At 53.5% G+C, this 19,715-nt stretch carries 18 protein-coding genes; 9 read left to right on the top strand and 9 right to left on the bottom strand.

The window, feature by feature from the left end:
- Window positions 1-209: 209 nt before the first annotated feature.
- The gene (locus RR842_RS03440) at window positions 210-1,580 is read left to right on the top strand and encodes an AAA family ATPase (protein ID WP_216529912.1); all 1,371 of its coding nucleotides are present in this window, start codon (window positions 210-212) and stop codon (window positions 1,578-1,580) included.
- A 75-nt stretch (window positions 1,581-1,655) separates the two neighbouring features.
- On the opposite strand, the gene RR842_RS03435 is transcribed toward RR842_RS03440, so the two are convergent.
- From RR842_RS03435 to RR842_RS03395, 9 genes are all read right to left on the bottom strand, one after another.
- Window positions 1,656-2,372, bottom strand: coding sequence for a hypothetical protein (locus tag RR842_RS03435; protein ID WP_216529911.1), 717 nt, complete (start codon window positions 2,370-2,372; stop codon window positions 1,656-1,658).
- 73 nt (window positions 2,373-2,445) lie between these two features.
- On the bottom strand, window positions 2,446-3,066 hold the full coding sequence (locus tag RR842_RS03430) for a hypothetical protein (protein WP_270245525.1): 621 nt from the start codon (window positions 3,064-3,066) through the stop codon (window positions 2,446-2,448).
- Window positions 3,067-3,074: 8 nt separating this feature from the next.
- Entirely contained in the window at window positions 3,075-4,376 is a 1,302-nt protein-coding gene (locus tag RR842_RS03425; protein ID WP_332728981.1) for a relaxase/mobilization nuclease domain-containing protein, read from the bottom strand.
- A gap of 2 nt (window positions 4,377-4,378) precedes the next feature.
- Window positions 4,379-4,789, bottom strand: a complete 411-nt coding sequence (locus tag RR842_RS03420) for a hypothetical protein (protein ID WP_270245522.1) — start codon at window positions 4,787-4,789, stop codon at window positions 4,379-4,381.
- 308 nt (window positions 4,790-5,097) lie between these two features.
- Window positions 5,098-6,000, bottom strand: a complete 903-nt coding sequence (locus tag RR842_RS03415) for a ParB N-terminal domain-containing protein (RefSeq protein ID WP_270245521.1) — start codon at window positions 5,998-6,000, stop codon at window positions 5,098-5,100.
- Entirely contained in the window at window positions 5,997-6,278 is a 282-nt protein-coding gene (locus RR842_RS03410) for a DUF6870 family protein (RefSeq protein WP_270245519.1), read from the bottom strand. The genes RR842_RS03415 and RR842_RS03410 overlap by 4 nt, the downstream gene beginning before the upstream one ends.
- Before the next feature lie 4 nt (window positions 6,279-6,282).
- Complete coding sequence (locus RR842_RS03405; RefSeq protein ID WP_270245517.1) at window positions 6,283-7,062, bottom strand: ParA family protein; 780 nt, start codon at window positions 7,060-7,062, stop codon at window positions 6,283-6,285.
- 529 nt (window positions 7,063-7,591) lie between these two features.
- Complete coding sequence (locus RR842_RS03400; protein ID WP_270245516.1) at window positions 7,592-8,233, bottom strand: hypothetical protein; 642 nt, start codon at window positions 8,231-8,233, stop codon at window positions 7,592-7,594.
- Between the two features lie 86 nt (window positions 8,234-8,319).
- On the bottom strand, window positions 8,320-8,682 hold the full coding sequence (locus tag RR842_RS03395; protein WP_270245515.1) for a YraN family protein: 363 nt from the start codon (window positions 8,680-8,682) through the stop codon (window positions 8,320-8,322).
- A 690-nt stretch (window positions 8,683-9,372) separates the two neighbouring features.
- Between RR842_RS03395 and RR842_RS03390 the strand changes: the two genes are divergently transcribed.
- The 8 genes from RR842_RS03390 to RR842_RS03355 form a co-directional block, all read left to right on the top strand.
- Window positions 9,373-9,804: a helix-turn-helix domain-containing protein gene (locus tag RR842_RS03390; protein ID WP_332728980.1), complete on the top strand. Its 432-nt coding sequence runs from the start codon at window positions 9,373-9,375 to the stop codon at window positions 9,802-9,804.
- A gap of 147 nt (window positions 9,805-9,951) precedes the next feature.
- Entirely contained in the window at window positions 9,952-11,157 is a 1,206-nt protein-coding gene (locus tag RR842_RS03385) for a hypothetical protein (protein ID WP_332728979.1), read from the top strand.
- Window positions 11,157-14,690: an IS21 family transposase gene (gene istA / locus RR842_RS03380; protein ID WP_332728977.1), complete on the top strand. Its 3,534-nt coding sequence runs from the start codon at window positions 11,157-11,159 to the stop codon at window positions 14,688-14,690. Before RR842_RS03385 ends, istA begins: the two co-directional genes overlap by 1 nt.
- Window positions 14,691-14,851: 161 nt before the next feature.
- Window positions 14,852-15,976: an SAP domain-containing protein gene (locus RR842_RS03375; protein ID WP_216529899.1), complete on the top strand. Its 1,125-nt coding sequence runs from the start codon at window positions 14,852-14,854 to the stop codon at window positions 15,974-15,976.
- Between the two features lie 47 nt (window positions 15,977-16,023).
- Complete coding sequence (locus tag RR842_RS03370; protein WP_216529898.1) at window positions 16,024-16,902, top strand: bacteriophage abortive infection AbiH family protein; 879 nt, start codon at window positions 16,024-16,026, stop codon at window positions 16,900-16,902.
- A 37-nt stretch (window positions 16,903-16,939) separates the two neighbouring features.
- On the top strand, window positions 16,940-17,725 hold the full coding sequence (locus RR842_RS03365) for a hypothetical protein (protein WP_216529897.1): 786 nt from the start codon (window positions 16,940-16,942) through the stop codon (window positions 17,723-17,725).
- 270 nt (window positions 17,726-17,995) lie between these two features.
- Complete coding sequence (locus RR842_RS03360) at window positions 17,996-19,096, top strand: ATP-binding protein (protein WP_270245507.1); 1,101 nt, start codon at window positions 17,996-17,998, stop codon at window positions 19,094-19,096.
- Window positions 19,089-19,715: hypothetical protein (locus RR842_RS03355; RefSeq protein WP_332728976.1), on the top strand; the 627-nt coding region annotated here is incomplete at its 3' end. The genes RR842_RS03360 and RR842_RS03355, both read left to right, overlap by 8 nt.

Genomic DNA, 19,715 nt, shown 5'->3' with positions numbered 1-19,715 from the left:
AAGAACGGGAGTTAGGCATCGACTAGCCTTGCGCTAGTCAAACAATGAGGCCGTGGCCCAGCGCGCAAGCGCCAGGCTACGGCCTTTTGCGTTTGGCACACCCTGCGCACTGCCGCAAATTTGGCTATGTCGTACTTTGCGCACTTCCGCAATATTGCGATATAATACTTTGCGCACTGCTGAATTAGTATTGCTGCATAGGAGTAGATATGGAACTTCAGAGAAGCATTTACAGTAAATTGCTCGAGTGGAAATCCCGTTCAAGCGGTTCAACTGCATTATTGATAGAAGGCGCACGTCGTATTGGTAAATCTACGATTGCAAAGAAATTCGGTCAAGAAAATTACAAGTCCTTTGCCTTGGTCGACTTTGCCCTCGCCTCAAAAACGATCAAAGATAACTTTAGTGAAAACCTATTGGACCTCGATAGGTTCTTCCAAACGATTTCCATCGAATATGGGGTCAAGCTCTACGAGCGGGAATCACTCATCATCTTTGATGAGGTTCAGATGTTTCCACAAGCACGTCAGGCAATTAAATATCTTGTTGCCGATGGTCGCTATGATTACCTTGAAACGGGCTCATTGATATCGATTCATGAAAATGTTAAAAACATCGTCATCCCGTCTGAAGAGGAGAAGCTCAAGATGCATCCTCTTACATTCCCTGAGTTTCTTCTAGCTGCCCAAGAAGAGCAATTACTTGATTATATTCGCGAATGCTATAAGCAAAAACAACCTCTGATTGATCGCTTTCATAAACGAGCAACGCATCTGGTGCGTGAGTATATGCTGGTAGGTGGTATGCCGCAAAGCGTAGTGGCATACTTTGAAGGTAACCTTGACTTCGAAGCCGCCGACCGCGCTAAGCGCCAGATTCTTGGCTTGTATCGCGAGGATATTAACAAGATTGCGCAACAATATCGTTCAAAAGTCTCTGCGCTTTTCGAATATATCCCTGGCTACCTTTCCACGCATGATAAGAAAATCGTTTTAAGCAAAATTGACGACAACGGTGAATTCAACCGTTATGACGATCCTTTATTCTGGCTTGAAGATTCCATGATGTGCAACCTTTGCTTTAAGAGCACGAACCCGAATACCGGGCTCGCTTTAACCTTGGATGATTCGAGCGTTAAGTGCTATATGGCAGATACGGGGCTGTTGGTAAGCCTTGCCTTTTCAGAAAACGAGATAAGCTCGCAGGAACTGTATCGAAAGATTCTGGCCGGCAATTTATCCTTGAACGAAGGCATGTTGCACGAAAACCTGATTGCTCAGGCTACGGTAGCCTCTGGTCGAAAGCTGTTCTTCTATACGCATTATTCCGAAGAAAAGCACCGGAACGATATTGAGGTAGACTTCTTGTTGTCATCTGGGGGAGTAACGAATTTCAAGATTGATCCCGTTGAGGTTAAATCCTCCACGAACTACACCACAAGTTCCTACGATAGTTTTAAGAAGCGTTTTAATAAGCGTGTAGGGCAGTCATACATCGTACACCCTAAGGCATTCGCTCAGACTGAAGCTGGATTAAGGATTCCTTCTTATATGTGGTTCAGTGTTTTGGAAAGCCAGTAATATCCAAATTTCTTCATGCTTAAACCTATGCGCAGCCGATCCTCCAACAGAGAGAATCGGCTGCGTTTCTATATATTATTCCCAGTGGCCACCGTTTTCGACGGTTTCATAATGGCCTGTTGCCTCGTGATATACGGAGTCGTAGCCAGTTATCACCTTGGTTGTTTCGGTGTGATGGCCAGACCCTTCACCCGCAAGCATATGCGCTTTGCCATGCACTGATTCATTACCTGTAATTGTGGCTCCGCAGATGTTGCAGACGCTTATTTCCTCGCGCCCATAAATCGGCAGTGATTCGGTCCAGGCTGCTGAATCCTCAACCCAAACTTTCTTGTAATCCACAACCCATTTCTTGGCAGGTTCTTGCGCAGCTGGAGGGGTTGATTGCGAAGAATCACTGCCGTTGTCGGTGGTTGTATTACCTGCTGAGGATTTAGGAGTCTCAGAAGCCGTTTCAGGGCTTTGCTGTGCTTGCTGTCCTTCTTGAGGTGCATTATTCGAATTTGTTTGCTCGTTTGAAACCTCGCCATCAGAAACGTTTTCTTCAGAATTGTCCGATGTGGCCTCTTCCTGGTTGCCATCTTTGTTGAAGCCAAGAGCAAACGTGATATCGCCTATAGGATCTTGGTCGGTGATGTTTCCTGCAGCTTCGTTATTGCCCGAGCAATTGCAAAGGCAAAGCACAAGTACTATCAGCAACACAATGCTCGCTCCGGCAATTATGCCGATGCTAGCTTTCTTATGCTTCAAAACATACGTCTTGGCTGCAACGCATTTATCTTTAATCTTCATGGTGTCATATCTCCTTACATAAAGATGCGAAAAACGGCTTTGAATAGCCACTTGAAGAAACCTAGTACGATTCTCATTTCCCCTTCTCCTCCTTCACTTGGTCAATCCAGCTCTTGTCCTGTTCTTTTGGTTTGTCATCTTGCGCAGCTTGGTCCTTTTTGGGTTGTGCTGCTTCCTCGCGACAAACGTTCATATATGCCTGGGCGCTGAACCCGAACATCGAGCAGAGTGCCTCCTCGTCTCCGGTAAGCTCCTTGTGTGCTTTAGCTAGATAGTCATGCAGGGCCACGGCGCGAGCGTTAAGCGAAGCCGAATCCTTGAGAGGGCAGCAGACGCGTGCGGTCTGCGTGAAGCGGATGCCGTTGACGAACATGCCGCCTTGCCGCCAGCCTGCGTTCTCACCATCGACGACGATGCGAGCCACCTGGTCGATCTCGCGATGATCAACAAGCAGGAACCTCCAGCCCATCTTCCTGCGCGCAACCGGGACTTCGCCTGGTGGGGTTTCCTGAAGATAGGCAGGATTGGCATCGTAGTAGTGCGCATGAAGCCAAAGACTTTCGGTTCCCAGCTTGTCGAAGCGCACCTCGAAATTGGTGAGCATGTTCGCTCCCTCGTAGGGCTGGGGCAGCGTAAAGTTCTCGGTATCGAACTCGTCTATTCGCCCGTTGTCGTAAAAGATCTGTATGTTCATCTTTACTCCTACCTGTGCTTGTTGCGCTCAACGCGTGCGAGTGCGCTCTGGGCGCGGTTGCGCGTGCGTCTGTTGACCTCATTGCCATAACGACGCTCGTCGTCTTCATCATCTTGCTTTCTAGCGCTTGTTGGCCTGTGTTCGGGAAGCAGCCCCTTTTCAAGGCTGACCTGCCGCGCCGACTCCAATGCATTCAGGGAGCACGACAACTTGGCTGTCTGCGCAGGCGATTCCGCTGATTCGAGCTTCGCTTCGATGCTTTCGATGCGCCTTTGATAGTCATCGAGGCACGTGATGCCGAACCTTGAGTTGACGCCTACGGCACGCGCAATCACGGTGAGCTGCTCGTAGTCCTCGATTTCAATGAAGTCCATTGCCTGGCCGAGGATGGACTTCGCCCGGTCAACTTCCGTCACACCAACTTCAGCACGCGCGAATCTGGCCTCAAGAGCTGTCCTTCCATAGGAGAGTCCAAGGTTCTCGCCGGAGATCTTCCAGGTGGGATGCTCTGCGATGACGAATATCCAATCGGGCCTTTTTGCTTTGGCTGAGTTGGGTTGAACCTCGATGCCCAGAATCGACGCAATCTGCTGGAACTCACCGATGCTTGAGGCGAGGCTGCGCGCAACTTCCACGCGGCTGCGGATGTCTGCCACCCAGGAGTACTCGCCTTTGTCGGAAAGCTCGGCTTCTGCGCGGCGCATATAGACTTCCTGCCTGCTGCGCGGCTGGGTTACGCGTGAGCTCCGCTTTGCCGAGAAGGCGGCGAATCCGTCGTTGGGCGCATCCATCGGCTTCTCGTCGGCAAAGAAAGACAGGCCCCTTTCCTTGGCAAGGTTCTGAAGCGATTTGTAGAGCACGCGAGGCTTCGGCACCTGCAGCCGATAACCGGACTCGATGTCGGTGTTGTTCACGACGATATGGGCATGCGGGATGGCCGACTCGTTGTCCTCGTGGTAGACGATGGCAACCTCGTGGTGGGGGAAGTTCTCATGCGCCCATGCCTTTGACAGATTGCGCAGCTGCTCCAGAGAAACCCTGTCTTCCGGGTCTGGCGACAAGACGTAGTGCATGTAGGTGCGCGCCCGCAGGCCATGCCAGCTCTCATTATTACCGAAAGCTTCGCGCGTTGTATCCATCTCATCAGCCCAATCGAACGTTTCCTTGAAACCCTCTTCTGCAGATTCCATCTCGAGGTCGTCCCACGACATATTCAAGAAATCCTGGGCGAGTGCGCGACCATCGTGGATTAGATAGTCGCGCACGCCTTTAACTGACGTATGCCCGGCGATTGGTTTAAGCACCGGCATGGCTAGTCGCCAACCTTGGGCAAGGAAACGAGTTCCGTGAGCGCTGCGGTCACATCCTGGCGTCCGACTTCGACGATGTCGAGTTTCTCCGAGATCTTGTCGAGGGTGACGGTGAAGTACTCGATGTCGAGCTCGCCGCGCTTGCGGGTTGCAAGCGCCAAGGTGTTGAGCGCATGCACAGCCTGATTGTAGTGATGGCCCCAGCGGACAATCTCGCGACGGATACCTGAGACGGACTTGCGGTCGAGTACTACGACGGGACCGTTAATCTCGCCGTCATGAAACTCGTTTGGGAGGCAGATCAAGTAGCGCAGGTATTCAGATGGGGAGAGGTCGAAGCGCTTCGCGCCATCGTAGAACCGAGACTTGTCATCGGCGTCGAGACGGCAGGAGTAGGTGTATTGATAGGACATGGTAGTTCCTTTCTTTCAGGTGCCGAAAAAAGCGCATTGCGTTCGGCGCTTCTTGTGGTTGTAAGGGGCACGGGGAATCCCCCGTATTGCAGACCGTCAGGCCCGCGCCGCATCCATGCGGTGCTGGACGTGCGGGCTGCTTTTCGGATGCATGCGCGCTTTGGGTGACACCCATGGCGCGCATGCCTTGACGGCGGCTGAAAGCTGCCGTGCAAGCCCGAAAACAAGCGCTGTATTACGTATGTATTACGTAATAGGTAGCTTGCTTAGAGAGGGAGTCCAGGCTCCGAGCCGGACTCCCTGACGCATCAGCCAACCGAGGTAAGTTGGCTTGCAAGACGCGCTATGTCGGAAATCACCTCCTTGTCCGCGTTGGTCAAGGTGCGCTTTGCGGCAGTGAATGCATCGAGGTATGCACGCGCTTTCACGAGCCGCGAGTCTGCCTCGGCCTCTGGGGAGCGCTCGAAATTCTTGAGGAAAGCGACCGTGGATTTGGCGTCTGGTTGCTCCTCTTCGAAGGCTTCGAAAGCGCGGCGTTGCTTGTCCTCATCCATCTTCGCGAGCACATCGATTGCCTTGTCGGGAACTCCCGAGCGCTCGATTTCAGCCTGCCATTGAGGGGCCAGAGTCGAAGCCTTACGGGCGCGTGACTCCTGGCGTTGGATGGTCTTGCCCGAGATTTTCTTTCCGGTCTGCTCGGTGATGATCGCGGCTTTGATGTCCTCGCTGCGAACGCCTGCAAGCTCTGGGTTGTCCTCGCGCAAACGCTCGACTTCCTCGCCGAGTGCAGCGGATGCCGCCGCGCGCTCCATCACGCTTAGCTGCCTGTTGTGGTAGTTCGCGGTATGAAGAAGAACCTCCGCCTGCTTGTCGTCGATGCCGTCCATGATGCGGCATGGCATCTTGGAAAACCTCTTATCGCGTTTCGACAGAAGGGCGAATGCCGCCTTGCGCCGGTGGCCGCTGATCATCTCGATGCTGCCGTCATCAAGGCGACGGGCGAGCGGGATGTCGGTGAGCCCCTCGCGCTCGATCGATGCGGCAAGGCGCGCTATGGCGTCTGCATCCATGGAGTAGGCGATGTTTGCGGGGCTGTCTGCCACGGCAGACACTTCCACCTCTTCGATGGGGTAGCGCTCGCGCACCTGCGCGCGCTCGTCTAAAAGGCCGCTGATGGAGAAGCCCTTCGCGATCTGGTCTGCGTTGCTCATGCTGCATCGCCTTCCTTAACGTCATCGAGGGAGCTCATGGTGATGTAGTGGGCGAGCGCGTCCTCAAGCGAGCATTCGTTGGCAAACGAGAGCTTCACTATGAGCCCGTCGGACTTGTAGCAGTACGGGTTGCCGATCTGCTCGATGAAGCTCATAAGGCGCGCGTCGTCGTCGAGCGTTGAGTCGATTACCACGTCGCCCAAATCGCGCAGCGTGTCGGGGTCGACGTTGGCGACGTCTACCTGCTTGCATTCCTCCAAATACTCTTGCATGTTCATGGTCCTAGCTCCTTTCACGAGCGGTGATGGTTTCAAGCTCGCGCGCGAGCGCGGCGTAGTCCTTTGCGGGCCTGCTCGACGGCTCGAACGTGGTTACCGCCTGCCATTGCCAGCTGCCCTCTGCCACCTTTGTCGATTGGTGGATGACGGTTTCCAGCTGCTCGTTGGGGAAGAACTTGTCGAGCACGGCGGCTCCGGTCTTCTCGGCGTTGGTCATGCGCCCGGGCACGATGGTGCGCAGGATGCGGTAGTCGGGAACCGGCATGCGCAGCGCGTTGGCAATAGAGCGGATGGCCGATACTGTGAGCGCGGTTCCGCGCATGACGGTCGCATCGAGCTTCACCGGCACGATGACGCTTCCGCGTCCGGCGCAGGCAAGGTAGGCGTTGAAGGCAAGCCGCTTCATGTTCGGCGAGCAGTCGATGACCACGGCGTCGTAGTCTTCTTGTGCATCGTCGAGTGCGAACTTGAGCCTCTGCTCGCGCAGCACGAGCTCGTTTTGGTCGATGAGCTCGATGGTGGACGGCACGCAGTCGAGGTTGTCGATCCCGGTTTTGTGCGCAGCCTGCTCCACGGGCATGTCTGAATAGAGCATCCCGATGCTGCTGCGCTCGGTCGCCTCGGCTTTCTCGTACAAGCCGAAGAAATCGGTTGCGGACGCCTGCGGGTCCAAATCGATGATCAGCGTCCGCTTTCCCTGTGCGGCCCAAAGGGTCGCCAGGTTGACGGCGGTCGTTGTCTTTCCGACACCGCCCTTGTAATTGCTCACTGCATAGACTTCCATGGTCAAAGCCTCCTTCTGGCGTCCTTGCGGCGCCGGTTGGCTGGGACACGGTGTCCCAGCGATTGCAATACCCTCGTAATACAAGGCAACTTCTGCGGGCAATGGATACCCCGCGCAAGATCGAAGCCGAATCAAATGCCCTTGAATGGAAATTGATTCAGACGCCCTTCAATCAAGCTGCACCTTGATGAATGCCGAAAAGCCCGTGCGCATGCACGGGCGTGCATGGGTTCTGGTCCTTGGCAAGGGGTAAAGCGAAGGCGGGAGCCGGTGGTTTTCCTGATAGCGAAGCGGTGTTTGCGCATAACGGTCAAAGTTTGTTGCGGGGCGCAAAGAATCGTGAAAAGCATCGCGTCCCTTGCCAGTAGGAGCAGGTTCCATGCAAGGCTTTAATGGCAAGGTGTGCTTTTCACCTAAACGTGGAAACGAGATGCGGGGTGCAGGGGCGTCGCCTCTGCCGATGGGTCCGGGGCGAGAAGCCCCGGAAAAATCTCAGGGGATGCACGCTGCATCCCCTGCGTGGGGGCGGTTAGGGATTGAGGAGGATGCCGTCTTTCCAGCAAGGCTGGTCGAGCATGTAGATCCAGTGCTGGCCGCGTTTCTCTCCCGAGTAGTAGCGGGCATGCAGGATGCCGTCGTCGTTCCAGACGGCTGCCCTGCTCGACTCCTTCTCCCTGATATGGCGGCGGATGGAGAGCGCCCGGCAGCTCGCCTCGTCGGAGTAGGCGAACTCGTCGCCGAAGTTGTAGGCCTTGCGCCCGCTCTCGTCGTTGAAGACGCGGTAGCCGTCGAGCAGCCCGCAGACGCGGATCATGTCGAAGCTGCAGCCGAACTCCTCGTTCACGAAATCGAGGATTCCCTGGTAGGTGTACTTGACGCAGCGGGTGCGCTCGCAACTGCATCGGTGGGCGTTGCAGTCATCGTCGTCACCGTCGGTGATCTCGTAGGCGAAGTCGATGTGGCCGACGTGGACCCAGCCTGCAGGCGAGTTCGCTGCGAACCAGGGGTGGCCCTTGCGCTCGAATCCGATGATCTCGAGGTAGAAGCGCTTGCCAGCGTCGTTGGTGAAGGCGGTGCGGATGCGGCAGTTGCTCAATTCTCCGCGCGGCACGGCTCCCGCGCCTTCGAAGTTCAGGACCTTCTTGCCTTCGCTGGTGTATGGCTCGTTCATGGTTTTCCAACCTTTCGGGTTCGCATTGTCTGGGTAAATGCCGCAACCTGCCCGCAAGGTGCTGCGGGCAGGCCGGGCGAAGGTGGCTAGAGGAGGTCGCCGCTAGCCAAGCAGTTGCGGTGATGTCGTAAGAGCGCCTTGTGGTCGCCCAGGATGACCATCGTGATGACGTCGAAGCGGACGGTGCCTTCGGGGGATTCGACGTGGTCTTTGAGCCATGCAAGCGCCACGCGTTCTGCGGAGTCTCGGTCGATTTCCTCAGGCCCCATGCCGTGGGTGGCATCGGTGCGAATGGTGGTGGTGATGAAGACGAGCTCGTCGTCCTCCCGTGCTACGAAGTCCATGTGATCGGAGCCATATGCCCAATCTTGTGCGAGAACCTCGAAGCCGCGGTTCTCGAGGAACCTGTTGATGCCGCGCATTGCCTTTTCGTTGAGTGTGGTTTCCATAAGATGACCTCCTAAGATTGTCGGCTTGCCCCCTGTGGGCGAACCTTGTGGCTCGCATGCCATCGGGGTTCCGGCCAAGTGCAAGGGAGAAAGTCAAAACGCGGAGCGCTTGAGTTTTTGAATCATGGTTCTTGGGAAATTCAGGCAAAAAGTTTTTGCGGCCCTTGCGCGAAGAGCCGGGTCCTCGATGAGCCTGCAGAGTTCAAGAGGTCGCCTCAGCGGGTGCTGTCGTCTTAGGTGCGCCATCTGGAAACGTCAACGTGAAGGTGTAATGTGCACGTGGTAGTTCCCTTGCCGCGTCTTCGATGGCGTCTCGATTGGGCGCTTTGGCTCGCATGGGAATCACTTGGCTGCTCGCGAGGGCATCGTGCCTTCATCTCCGCCTTCGCGCTGATTCCTGCATGGGGCTTTGAGAGGGAGGGAATCGATGAGCCTTCGCTGCGTGGTGCTTGGTATCGAAGATGCGCGCATACCCGGCAGTCCAGCTCGTCAGTTGCTGCGGTTTTCCTGGGCACAGGGGAAGTTCGGCAGTCTCATTGCTCTGAGCGGCGGCGAACCTTTGATGCCTTCGACCGGTTGCAGCTCCTTGCGGTAGAATTCCGTCATACTTTAATGCGAACCCGAAAGGTTGGATTTGACGTCATGCGTGTCGGCTATGCGGGCAAAAAGGCCTTAACAAGGGAATCTGAGATGCGTCTTGAACGTGCTGGTTGCGAGCGGATTCATCAAGGAAGCCTCAAGAGCCTCCTGGGCAACATGCAGGAGGGCGACGTCGTGGTCGTCGAATCGCTCAAGTCCCTAGGCAAGTCGATGTCGACCGTGGCAGCGAACCTCATGGCTATCCAAGATGCGAACCTGTCGATCATTGCGCTTGATGAGGGTGTCGACTCAACAGGCGACGGCGCGGGGTTTCTCGAACATGTGAAGCTGCTCGCCTCCGTCGAGGCTCCGTCGGGCCATTCGGGCGGGCGTCCGAAAGCGGATACCGATGCGATAAGCGATGCGCTGGCGATGCATGCGAGCGGGCAGTACCGCACATCCGAGATCTGCGAGGCGACGGGCTTGAGCCGCGCGACGCTGTACCGCTACATAAAGCAATCCCAGGCGGCTGCAGACACTTAGATAGCAGGGGGCGTTGACGGCAAGGCGGCTCCCGAAGCTGGCGGCATTGTAAATACCAATCAGGACAAGGCCCTTCCCGAGTTCCTGCACCAGGCGCAGCCGGGGTTTCGCTGCGCACGCCCTGATTACGCCTATTTCGTCTCGAAGATGGACGCCCAGCGAAAGTACCGCCGCCAATACGCCTATGCCGAGTACCTGCAGGCATGCCAGCGCAGCGGCGTGACGGCGTATTCCTTCCAATCGTTTTACGCAGGAATGCTTGCGTGGAAGCGCGAGAACATCAAAGGGGAGAGCCCCGAGTGGTTCCCAGGCGAGTACCTGCGCACTTACTGGTCGCAGATCACCTTGAAGATCGAGGGCATTGAGAAAAGGTGGTTTTTGTTCGTGGCTCAGCTTGAGGTGAGCGACAGGACGTTCGTGGCGTTGAGCGGCTCATGTAACAGCGATGCATGGATGCGCTGTGCGGAGCGGGCGTACCGCCATTTCGGAGGCGTTCCCTATATCACCGACTGCACGCTCGTGGGTGCTTCCATGCAAAATGCGGGCGAGTCCACGCGCCAGACGCTCTCTGCTTTCGCGAACTTCTTCAGGACGGTCCTCTTCGGGGCGAGGCCCAAAACCGAGAAGACCTCCAATCGCATGGCGAAGCCGCAAGACGTGCGCAATTCCTCTGCTGTGCTTCGCCATGTCAGGAAAGCCCTCAAAGGTGAGTCGTTTGTAAACCTCGATGAGGCCGAGACTCTGATTGCGTGCGCAGTCGCCCAGGCAAACGACGAGCCTTACATAGAAGGCCGTTCTCGCAGGCAGATATTCGATGAGCGCGAGAAGCCGCAGCTTTTGAAATTGCCGAAAGTTGCTTACGGCTATGGAAAATGGGCGACCAGACACGTAGGCGGCGACTACCACTTCGCGATGGCGGGAGCACGTTACTCCGTGCCTTGGCAATACGTGGAAACGGACGTCCAGGTCTGCCTTGAGCGCGGCCGTGTATCGGCTTACTCGTGCGGCGAGCTCATCGCAGTACATGAAGAGTTGGCCCAGGCGCGAGGGCATAACGTCGTCACCTTGCCTGAGCATAGGCCGCCGAACCACCGCTGGTTCGCTAATAGATTGGATGATCGCTTCCTGTCTACCGCCCGCGAGGTGGGCGTCGGCTGCGTGCGCGTCATGAAACTCATGCTGCGCGATGCGAAGCGAGAGCAGACCGGGTTCAAGCGCTGCAAGGAGCTCCTTGACTTGTCGCGGGAGCCGCATCCGGTAAACCTCGACGAGGCATGCCGCGCGGTGCTCGCGCAAGGCGGCTTGGTAAGCGTCGAGCGCGTGCGTTCGGCGATGGACGGGCTGGGTCTCTGATGGCGCGCTATCCGTACAGAGAGATCATAGAGCTGCGCTCGACGGGCATCACCTGCGAGAAGGTGGGCTTTTTGTGCGGGTGCGGCGGACCGAAGGTCAATGCGATATCTACCCGTGCGCTTGAGCTTGGGCTCGGCTGGTCGGTGCCGTCGCAGCTCTCAGATGACGAGCTTGAGCAGCTGGTGGATCCGCTGAACCTGATCCGCAAGCAGCCGCCTGATTTCGTTCGGATTGACGAAGAGGTCAAAGGCAAGCTCAGTGCAGAGAAATGGCAGCCTGCCTACGAGGTCTATCTTGCACATGCAAACGAGGCGGACGAGGAACCATATGCGGAAAAGACCTTCCGCGCGAAGCTGCGAGAGTGGCTGAAAAGCGAGCATCCGCGCCCGAAGATGCTGGTCAACTGGGTAGCCGCTGAGGAAGTACAACTGGATTGGGCCGGTAGAAAACTAGCCATCCACGGGCGCGATGGGCGTGTGACCCCGGCATTCCTCTTCGTTGCGACGCTTCCGTACAGCAACTACACGTTCGTGCGCGCAAGCCTAGACATGGGCATGCAAAGCTGGCTTGAGCACAACATGCGCATGTTCGAGTTCTTCGGCGGCGTACCGCTCTACACTGCAATCGACAACCTTGCCACCGGCGTCACGTTCCATGGCAAGAATAAGGAGGTCAACCGCCACTACCAAGACCTGGCCGACCATTACAACACGATCGTGCTGCCCGCGCGCATAGCGCAACCGACTGACAAAGGTGCGGTCGAGGGGCATGTGCGGATCATGGCGAACTCGATCATCGGCACGCTCGAGGCCATGGCGTTCACATCGATCGACCAGCTAAACGATTCGATTGCGCGTCTGGTGCAGCTATACAACGATAGGCCGCTCAGCTATGCTGCAGGCCGAAGCAGGCGACAGATCTTCTTGGCAGAGGAGCAGGCGGAGCTTCAGGCACTGCCGAGCGTTCCGTACACGCCAGCAACTTGGAAGAAGTGCAGCGTCTCATACGATGGTGTCGTGCAGGTGCGCGGAAACTACTACGGCGTGCCCGAGAGATACGCATCCGAGCGGGTGGATGTGCGGGTGACGGATACTCAGGTGACGGTATTCTCACGCAAGCCGAAGCAGTGCATCGCGTCGTATGAGCGCCGCGAAGACGGCCTTGAGACGTTCGAGGGCTTGGCGGGCGTTCGCCCCGACAGGTTCATGCCGTTGGATGAATACGCTGCCACCTTCGGCCACAAGAAGCTGCTTTTGCAGTGGGATGTCGAGAGAAACGCTCCTTTGAGTCCCCATGACATCGTCTGCAGGAGCGAGAAGAAGGTTTGGTGGCGCTGCCCCGACTGCGGCTATTCCTGGTACGAGGCTCCGGCAAGACGAACCAAGCGTTCGTTCGATGACTGCCTGGCATGCGCGAACGTCGCGTTGGTGCCCGAGCGCAATAGCCTTGCTGCGCTTTTCCCCGGTATCGCCGCAGAATGGTCCGATAGGAACCCCTTCGGACCTGATCATGTGTTTCCGGACTTCAAGCAGATCTTCTGGTGGGAGGGAAGCTGCGGTCACGAATGGCGCGCTTCCGTTTCGGCTCGCACGGGCTCTGCGAAAGGAGCGCTGTGCCCTTATTGCTCGGGACAGAAAGTTCTGCCGGGATTCAACGACGTCGCAACGCTTGCCCCTGCCTTGGCGAAGCTCTGGCATTCGTCTAAGAACCGCCATTTCCATACAGACCGCCTATCGGTTACAAGCCGTCACCAGGTTTACCTGTGGACCGGCTGCCTGACGCATATCTGGCGTCAGTCTCCGAGCTCCTGGCTTAGGGAAAACGGGTGTGCAGACGTCCTCGAACCGTTCGAGCGGTTGATCACCGATGCTGAGGCGAAAGATGCGCAGATTGGGCGGCCTGAATATATCGAGCCTTGGCCAAGCGGCGGGCAGGCGAGCGTGAAATGGACGTACTACCTGCGCGACGTCGGACTGAGATGCTCGTTTCTGGAGTGGTGCGAGAGGTTCGACCATGAGGACATCTTGGCCGAATGGGACAGCGAGAAGAATGCAGAGCTGGGCCCAGGCGACGTCACTCGCGCAAGCAACAGGATAGTCTGGTGGAAAAGCGAGGAGTGCGGTCATTCCTGGCAGGAGAGCGTGCGCTCGCGCGTCTTTCGCGAGGGTGGCTGCGTTTACTGCAACTGGGGCGAGCAACTGCCCGGGTTCAACACCACGGAATGCCTGGATGCATCTTTGCTCGGCATGTGGCATCCGACGAAGAACGGCGAGCTTACGCCGAACAGCGTATCCGACCGTTCGCATAAGAAGATCTGGTGGCTTTGCCCGACGTGCGGGTTCGAGTGGGAGGAATCCATGCGAAACACGCTGGAATCCTCGCGCAAGTGCCCCAAGTGCAGCCATGGACGCCAGGGTTTCGTGGTTCCTAAAATCAATGACCTCGCCCATAAGCGCCCAGACATCGCCGCGCAGTGGCATCCGACATTCAACAAGGGCTTGCGCCTTGAAGATGTTACCGTTTGGTCCAAGAAGCAGATCTGGTGGAAGGGGAAATGCGGGCATGTCTGGAAAGAAGATATCGCAACGCGCTACCCGAGGATCGATGACAGCTGCCCGTACTGCGCCAACCGCAAACTCCTTCGTGGCCTCAACGATTTGGCGAGTGCGCATCCTGAGCTCGTTGCAGAATGGGATGGCGAGAGAAACGGCAAGTTGACCCCTAAGGACATACGCTTCAATTCCTCCAAGCGAGTTTGGTGGCATGGCGAGTGCGGGCATGTGTGGGATGCCCAAGTCGTCGCGCGCAGCAACGGCGACGGTTGCCCGGTGTGCTCCAACTACCGCGTCGTCGTCGGAGATAACGACCTCGCAAGCAACCATCCCGATATTGCAGCGCAATGGGACAAGGTGCGCAACGGCGATAAGACCGCGCAGGATGTTCCATGCGGGAGCGGCTATCGCGCTTGGTGGGTTTGCGAGAAAGGTCATTCTTGGCGCAAAGCCGTAGCGTACCGTACGCGTGAAGACGACAATGGATGCCCATATTGCAGCAACCGCAATGTGCTTAAGGGATTCAACGATTTGAAGACCACGCATCCGAAGATCGCACGCCAGCTTCATCCCGATAAGAACGGCGGACTGAAGGCAACCGAGATCATGGCGAACACCTGCAAGAGCCTGTGGTGGCGATGCGAGCTAGGTCACGAGTGGACGACGCAGGTGAACTACCGCACGCAGGACCCGAAGCACGATCCCGGTTGCCCGTATTGCAACAACAGGAAATGCTGGCCCGGGTTTAATGATTTGCAAACCGTGAACCCAATCATCGCAAATATGTGGCATCCGCGCCTCAACCATGGAGCTAAGCCAAGCGAGGTTTTGCCTACAGCAAGCAAAGTAGTGTGGTGGAAGGGGCTGGAGTGCGGCCATGTCTTCGATATGCCGGTATACCAGCGTACGGCCGCAAGCCAAACTTACTGCCCTTATTGCGCAGGCCGCCGCAAACCCGAACGACCGATAGATTTGAGCTGATTTGCTTGCAGTGTTGCCCATGATAAAGGCTGTTAGACGGGCGTATAATTAAAGACATTATTGAAGTTGTCATATTGAAATGACATTCCAGACGGCAGATTGTAATTCAGACATTAACCATCTGCCAGCATGAGCTATCAGGCGCGTTGAGAGGAAATGCGATGGGACTGTTTTCTTTTGGGAGAAACAAAAAATCTAGGGATGCCAAGGCAGCGTCTGGCGCAATTCCGAATATTTCCATTAACGCAACGTCCTCTTCTTCGCCAGTAACGAATCTTGATGTAATTCCCGCTTCGCAGCAAATCAAGGTGCTAAAGCCGTCCCCGAACGGGTTATATCCTCACGAAATTCTCTTGTTGTCGTATGCGCCTTCGTTTAAGACGTCAGGTAACAAATATCAGGGATTCTGGTGGTATAGATACGGCGTCAAAGACCTCGATAAGCTTTTGGAATCGCTTGAAAAACGCGGCTTCATCTGCGTCGGCGATGTTTTTGATTCACTTCAGAACGAGAAGGCGGCTGTTTTAAAGGAAATACTCAAGGCGCACGGGCTTTCCACGACAGGAAAGAAAGAAGCGCTACTTTCAAGGATTAAAGAGGAAATACCCGCTGATGAATTGATTGGTATCTGCCCTGATCGTTATTTCGCATTGACCGAAGTTGGCAAAAATGAAGTAGCAGAGAATGCCTATGTGCTGTATATCCATAGACATGATAGATACGATTTAGACATCTATTCATTGGCAAGACTAATTGGCTCAAAACCTGTAAACGAATACCTCAGTGTTATTCATGAATTCTTGAGCCAGCAATGCGAGGGTTATCTATCAAAAGGGCAATATCAATCTTACAGGAGCTCTTGCAACACTTATGCAAGTTTTCTTATCGAACAAGGTCAGTTTGAGGATGCGTTGGATAAGCTGGCAGTAAGCGCATACTATGTTTTAAACGATGCGCGAAATGACTTCTATCCTGACCTACTACTGAATTATGCGAAGTATTATTTCCCTTACGACAACTCGCAAATCGCGTTATGGCCAGGCATATTCAACGATATTAAAACCTGCCAAAATGAGCTCAGATACAGCGATTCGGAGCTTGAATCGGTTTTGATTGAGAATATGAAATCGGCCAGAGAACTACCAATAAAGATATTCCCGATCGAAGAGTGCGCCCATATCGTTGTTTTGGAAATTGCAGAGGAGAAGGACGCATTAGTTGAGGTTTACAAAAAGGCAGAGCAGCGTTTTATAAAGGCATACGGAAAACCCAAGGCTCTAATCTAGGCGATTCGCCGTGTTTGAATCGTATTGTTCTACCAACTAGGATTAAGATGAGTAAGATATCAGCTGTTAAGCGCTTATATATAATCGGTAATGGCTTTGACTTGCACTATGGAATCAAGAGCGGTTACATGGATTTTTTATCCTATGTTGAGCAAAAAGATCCATGGTTATTTCATTTGCTGATAGAGCTCCTTCCGCAGGGGCTTTGGAAAGAGTTCGAAGCTGCTTTGGGTGATCTTGAGCCAGGCGTCCTAAGAAGGAATGTCTTTAACGTTATTGATTATGACGAGGATTCAGATTACGCATGGGAACAAGAAAGCGCAGCGCTTAATGCTCACTTGGCTCTTATTCGTGAACAGTTCAATCCAAATAAAATCGAAATGCTATTCAAAGAATGGGCTAGGCAAATTGATACGTCTGCGGCCTATGATGACGGTATCGTTTTTGATACTCAAGATACAGCCTATTTAACCTTTAACTATACGGACACGCTCGAAAGAGCATACGGAGCAAACCCGAAGAAAGTCCTTCATATTCATGGTAGGACCGATGATGAGAAGCTTGTAATTGGTCATGCTTACGTGGATGATGCAGGAATGCTTCCGCCTCAGCCCTACTACGAAGAGGATCAGCTTGAGGAGTATAGGTGTAGCTTCATTTCCCAAACAACAAAGCCTGTGCCTGCATTAATTGCTTTGAACCTACAGTGGTTTCAATCCCTGGCAGCTGTTGAGGAGGTAATAGTGTTGGGCTTTGGCTTTTCCGAGGTCGATATGCCTTATATCGACTTAGTGAAGAGAATAGTACCGAAGTCAGCTAGATGGGTAATTTATTCAAGGCATAAATCGGGTGTGTACGAGAACGCGCATGTCGGAAATGCGCATTATGTTCTGTATCCGAAAACGTCTTTGGTTGGAAAGGAATAGCGGATTTCAACGAAGTTTCTACAGGAAGGTTATGCATATGATCGATTTGCGGGAATACTATCTTACTAACGTAGAGGAGAACGATTATTACTATCAATTTCGTTCTCTGGTCGAGAATGTTAATGTCACCCATAATGTCTTTGACGGTGCGCGTGAGGCCGGCAATTATCAGTTTCATATTTTCGATGAAGACGAAGCTATAGAAAAGTTTCGGGGCTTATGCCAGCCTGAATGTGAGCCGTCAACCGTTGAGGGTCAGTGCTGGTTTTATTTGGTTGCTTACTATCTGAACATACACGGTTATTCTATTAAGGAATTTCCGAACGTATTGAGCAGACCTCCTAAAGACCCCGTCGCGTTTGTTTACGGTGAGATAAGGAATAGGGCATTCTCGCTTGGTCTTAATGAGGGGAATACGATCCGGTATGCAACGCGACGACAAATTGTTTCCGAACTGACTTTTGTGCATAAAGAGTCATCTGTGATTATCAGTGAAACGCTTAATAAAAAGATGGAACTGATTTCTTCGCGAAACGCGCGTTTTGAGCAAATGGAAAAAGATGAGAAGCTTAAAGAGATAGGCAATCTTATAGAGTATTTACTTAAAGACGATGGGCAATATATTCAGTTAGATTATTCGGAAGTAGCGTTTGATTATGTATCTGATGCAGTCGTCAAAAGCTTTCGACATAAAGTACAGTGCTTTAGGCATTCGAGCAAAGAATCGCTTAAAGAGAGAGCCGAAGTAAGTGATGCCCAGAAGGACTTCCTAATTGACTTCGGCTTAACGCTTTGCAACCTCATACATCGTCTAAGCGAGTAGTTGATTGCTGTGCTCTGTGGGCTGCAAGAATGAGGCAGTCCAATAATCGCACGCTTTGCTACTATGCATATTTCCAGCATCAATTGCTCTAACTTTCCGGATGCAAGGTTCATGGAATATGCAATTACATCATAACTTGCTGTTATGTTTATGAACCGCTATATTTGTATATATACGTAATAATGCGTATACAAACATCTAAATTGCGTATATAATCGACTAAAATTTGCAATCATATTGAACAGCGCGTTCGCTGAAGTGGAGAAGAAGATGCAAACCGAAGTGATGAGAATCATCGAAGGCGGCCTTTCTGGCGACAAAACGAAAGTTTTGAATTACGCAAGAACCCTTGCAGACAATCTGGAGCAAGAAGGGGATGCCCGTTTCGCGCGCAGAATCCGAACGACTTTAGCTGGCAAAAAATTCAACCTGGCTTCACTCGACGGCCTGTCAAACAAACCCGTCGATCATGAAAGCCGGATGGACATCGTGGATACGGAGACTATCCTGCCTGGCAGTCTCGATTTAGTGCTTGCAGACAGCGTGAGGCATGAGGTTGAGACGATAGTCGCGTTGTATGATAAGAGAGAGGTACTACTCAAGCATGGAATCGATGCGCGCAATTATGTACTGCTCTACGGACCTCCTGGTTGCGGAAAAACCAGTATCGCAAAGCATATAGCTGCAACTACAGGATTGCCGTTGGTAACGGCTCGACTTGACGGGCTTGTTTCTTCACTCTTGGGCAGCACTGCAAAGAACATTAGAAAGATATTTGAATATGCTGCAAAGCAGGACTGCGTACTGTTCCTTGATGAGTTTGACGTTTTGGCAAAGCGCCGGGACGACGAGAACGAGCTCGGGGAATTAAAGCGCGTCGTTAATAGCCTACTTCAAAATATTGACAGCTTCGGCGAAGGAAGCATCTTGATTGCTGCCACAAATCATCCAGATTTATTAGATAGGGCGGTTTGGCGCAGGTTCAATAAAGTTGTCGAAATCCCTATGCCGCGAGAAGATCAGCTCGTCGAATACATTCGGATAAACGTGGATCCATTGATGGCGGCGCCTTTGAAGAGGAAGAACCTACCCCTATTCGAGGGGCTCAGCTTTTCTGACCTAAGCACAATAGTGAAGAACGCTTTTTGCTCGGCGACTCTTTCTGGAGATGACAAGATCGACGTCATTACGCTTGCGAAAGAAGCTTACCTAACGAGAAACCACGGCATCAGCGATGAGGACGACTACATTGCGTTTCTGATCAAAGGCGGATGCACTCTGCATGACATCGAAAAGAAAGCCTCGCTATCAATGAGGCAGATTCAGAAAGTGTCGAAGACGGTAAGGGAGAAGGAGGCTGAAAATGACTAAGGAATTCTTGCCTATTAGAAGGTTCGAGCAAAGAGCAGATGATAACTTGCGCGTTGAAGGTGGCGGAAACAGCGACAAGCCGAAATGGGTTTTGCAGGGCGATGCCTTAGTTTCCCGCGCAGAGGATTTGTACACTGGCTTTGCCGCTGCCGTTAGCTTCGACTCCCATAATCCAGAGCTTCCGCATGTAGTAGAAGTCGAGCTTGATGGAAGAGACACGGCAAAATCAAAGCGATCTTGCGTTATCGATATGCTTGAAAACGGAGCTCGTGACAACGTCAGCGTTGTTGGGATGCGAGGTTCCTCTGAGCTGCTTCTTCAGATTCCCGATGACGACTCAGCCCGCTCTCTTGCGTCGCGATTCGCAGATTATGAAAAATACGATCAAGCCATATCATGCATCAGTGCTGTTAAGCGCTTTGAGCCGACCGTTGTAATCCCCGACAATTGCGATTCCTTTAAGGTCAGGTTGATCTCTTCTGGACCAGCCGGTCAGAGAGCCGTTTCTGTTTTCGAGAAAACCCTTGATGAAATAGGTGCAGACTATAAGCGAGCGCATTATTCAGACCAGCTTGTCGTTTATAGCGTCAAGGCCTCTCAGATACAAGCTCAGGCCATT

Origin of the sequence: Gordonibacter sp. (genome assembly GCF_036667095.1) — a bacterium.
Lineage (GTDB): Bacteria > Actinomycetota > Coriobacteriia > Coriobacteriales > Eggerthellaceae > Gordonibacter.
The sequence above is the reverse complement of the archived record's forward strand: the minus strand, read 5'-3'. Positions and strand labels throughout refer to the sequence as shown.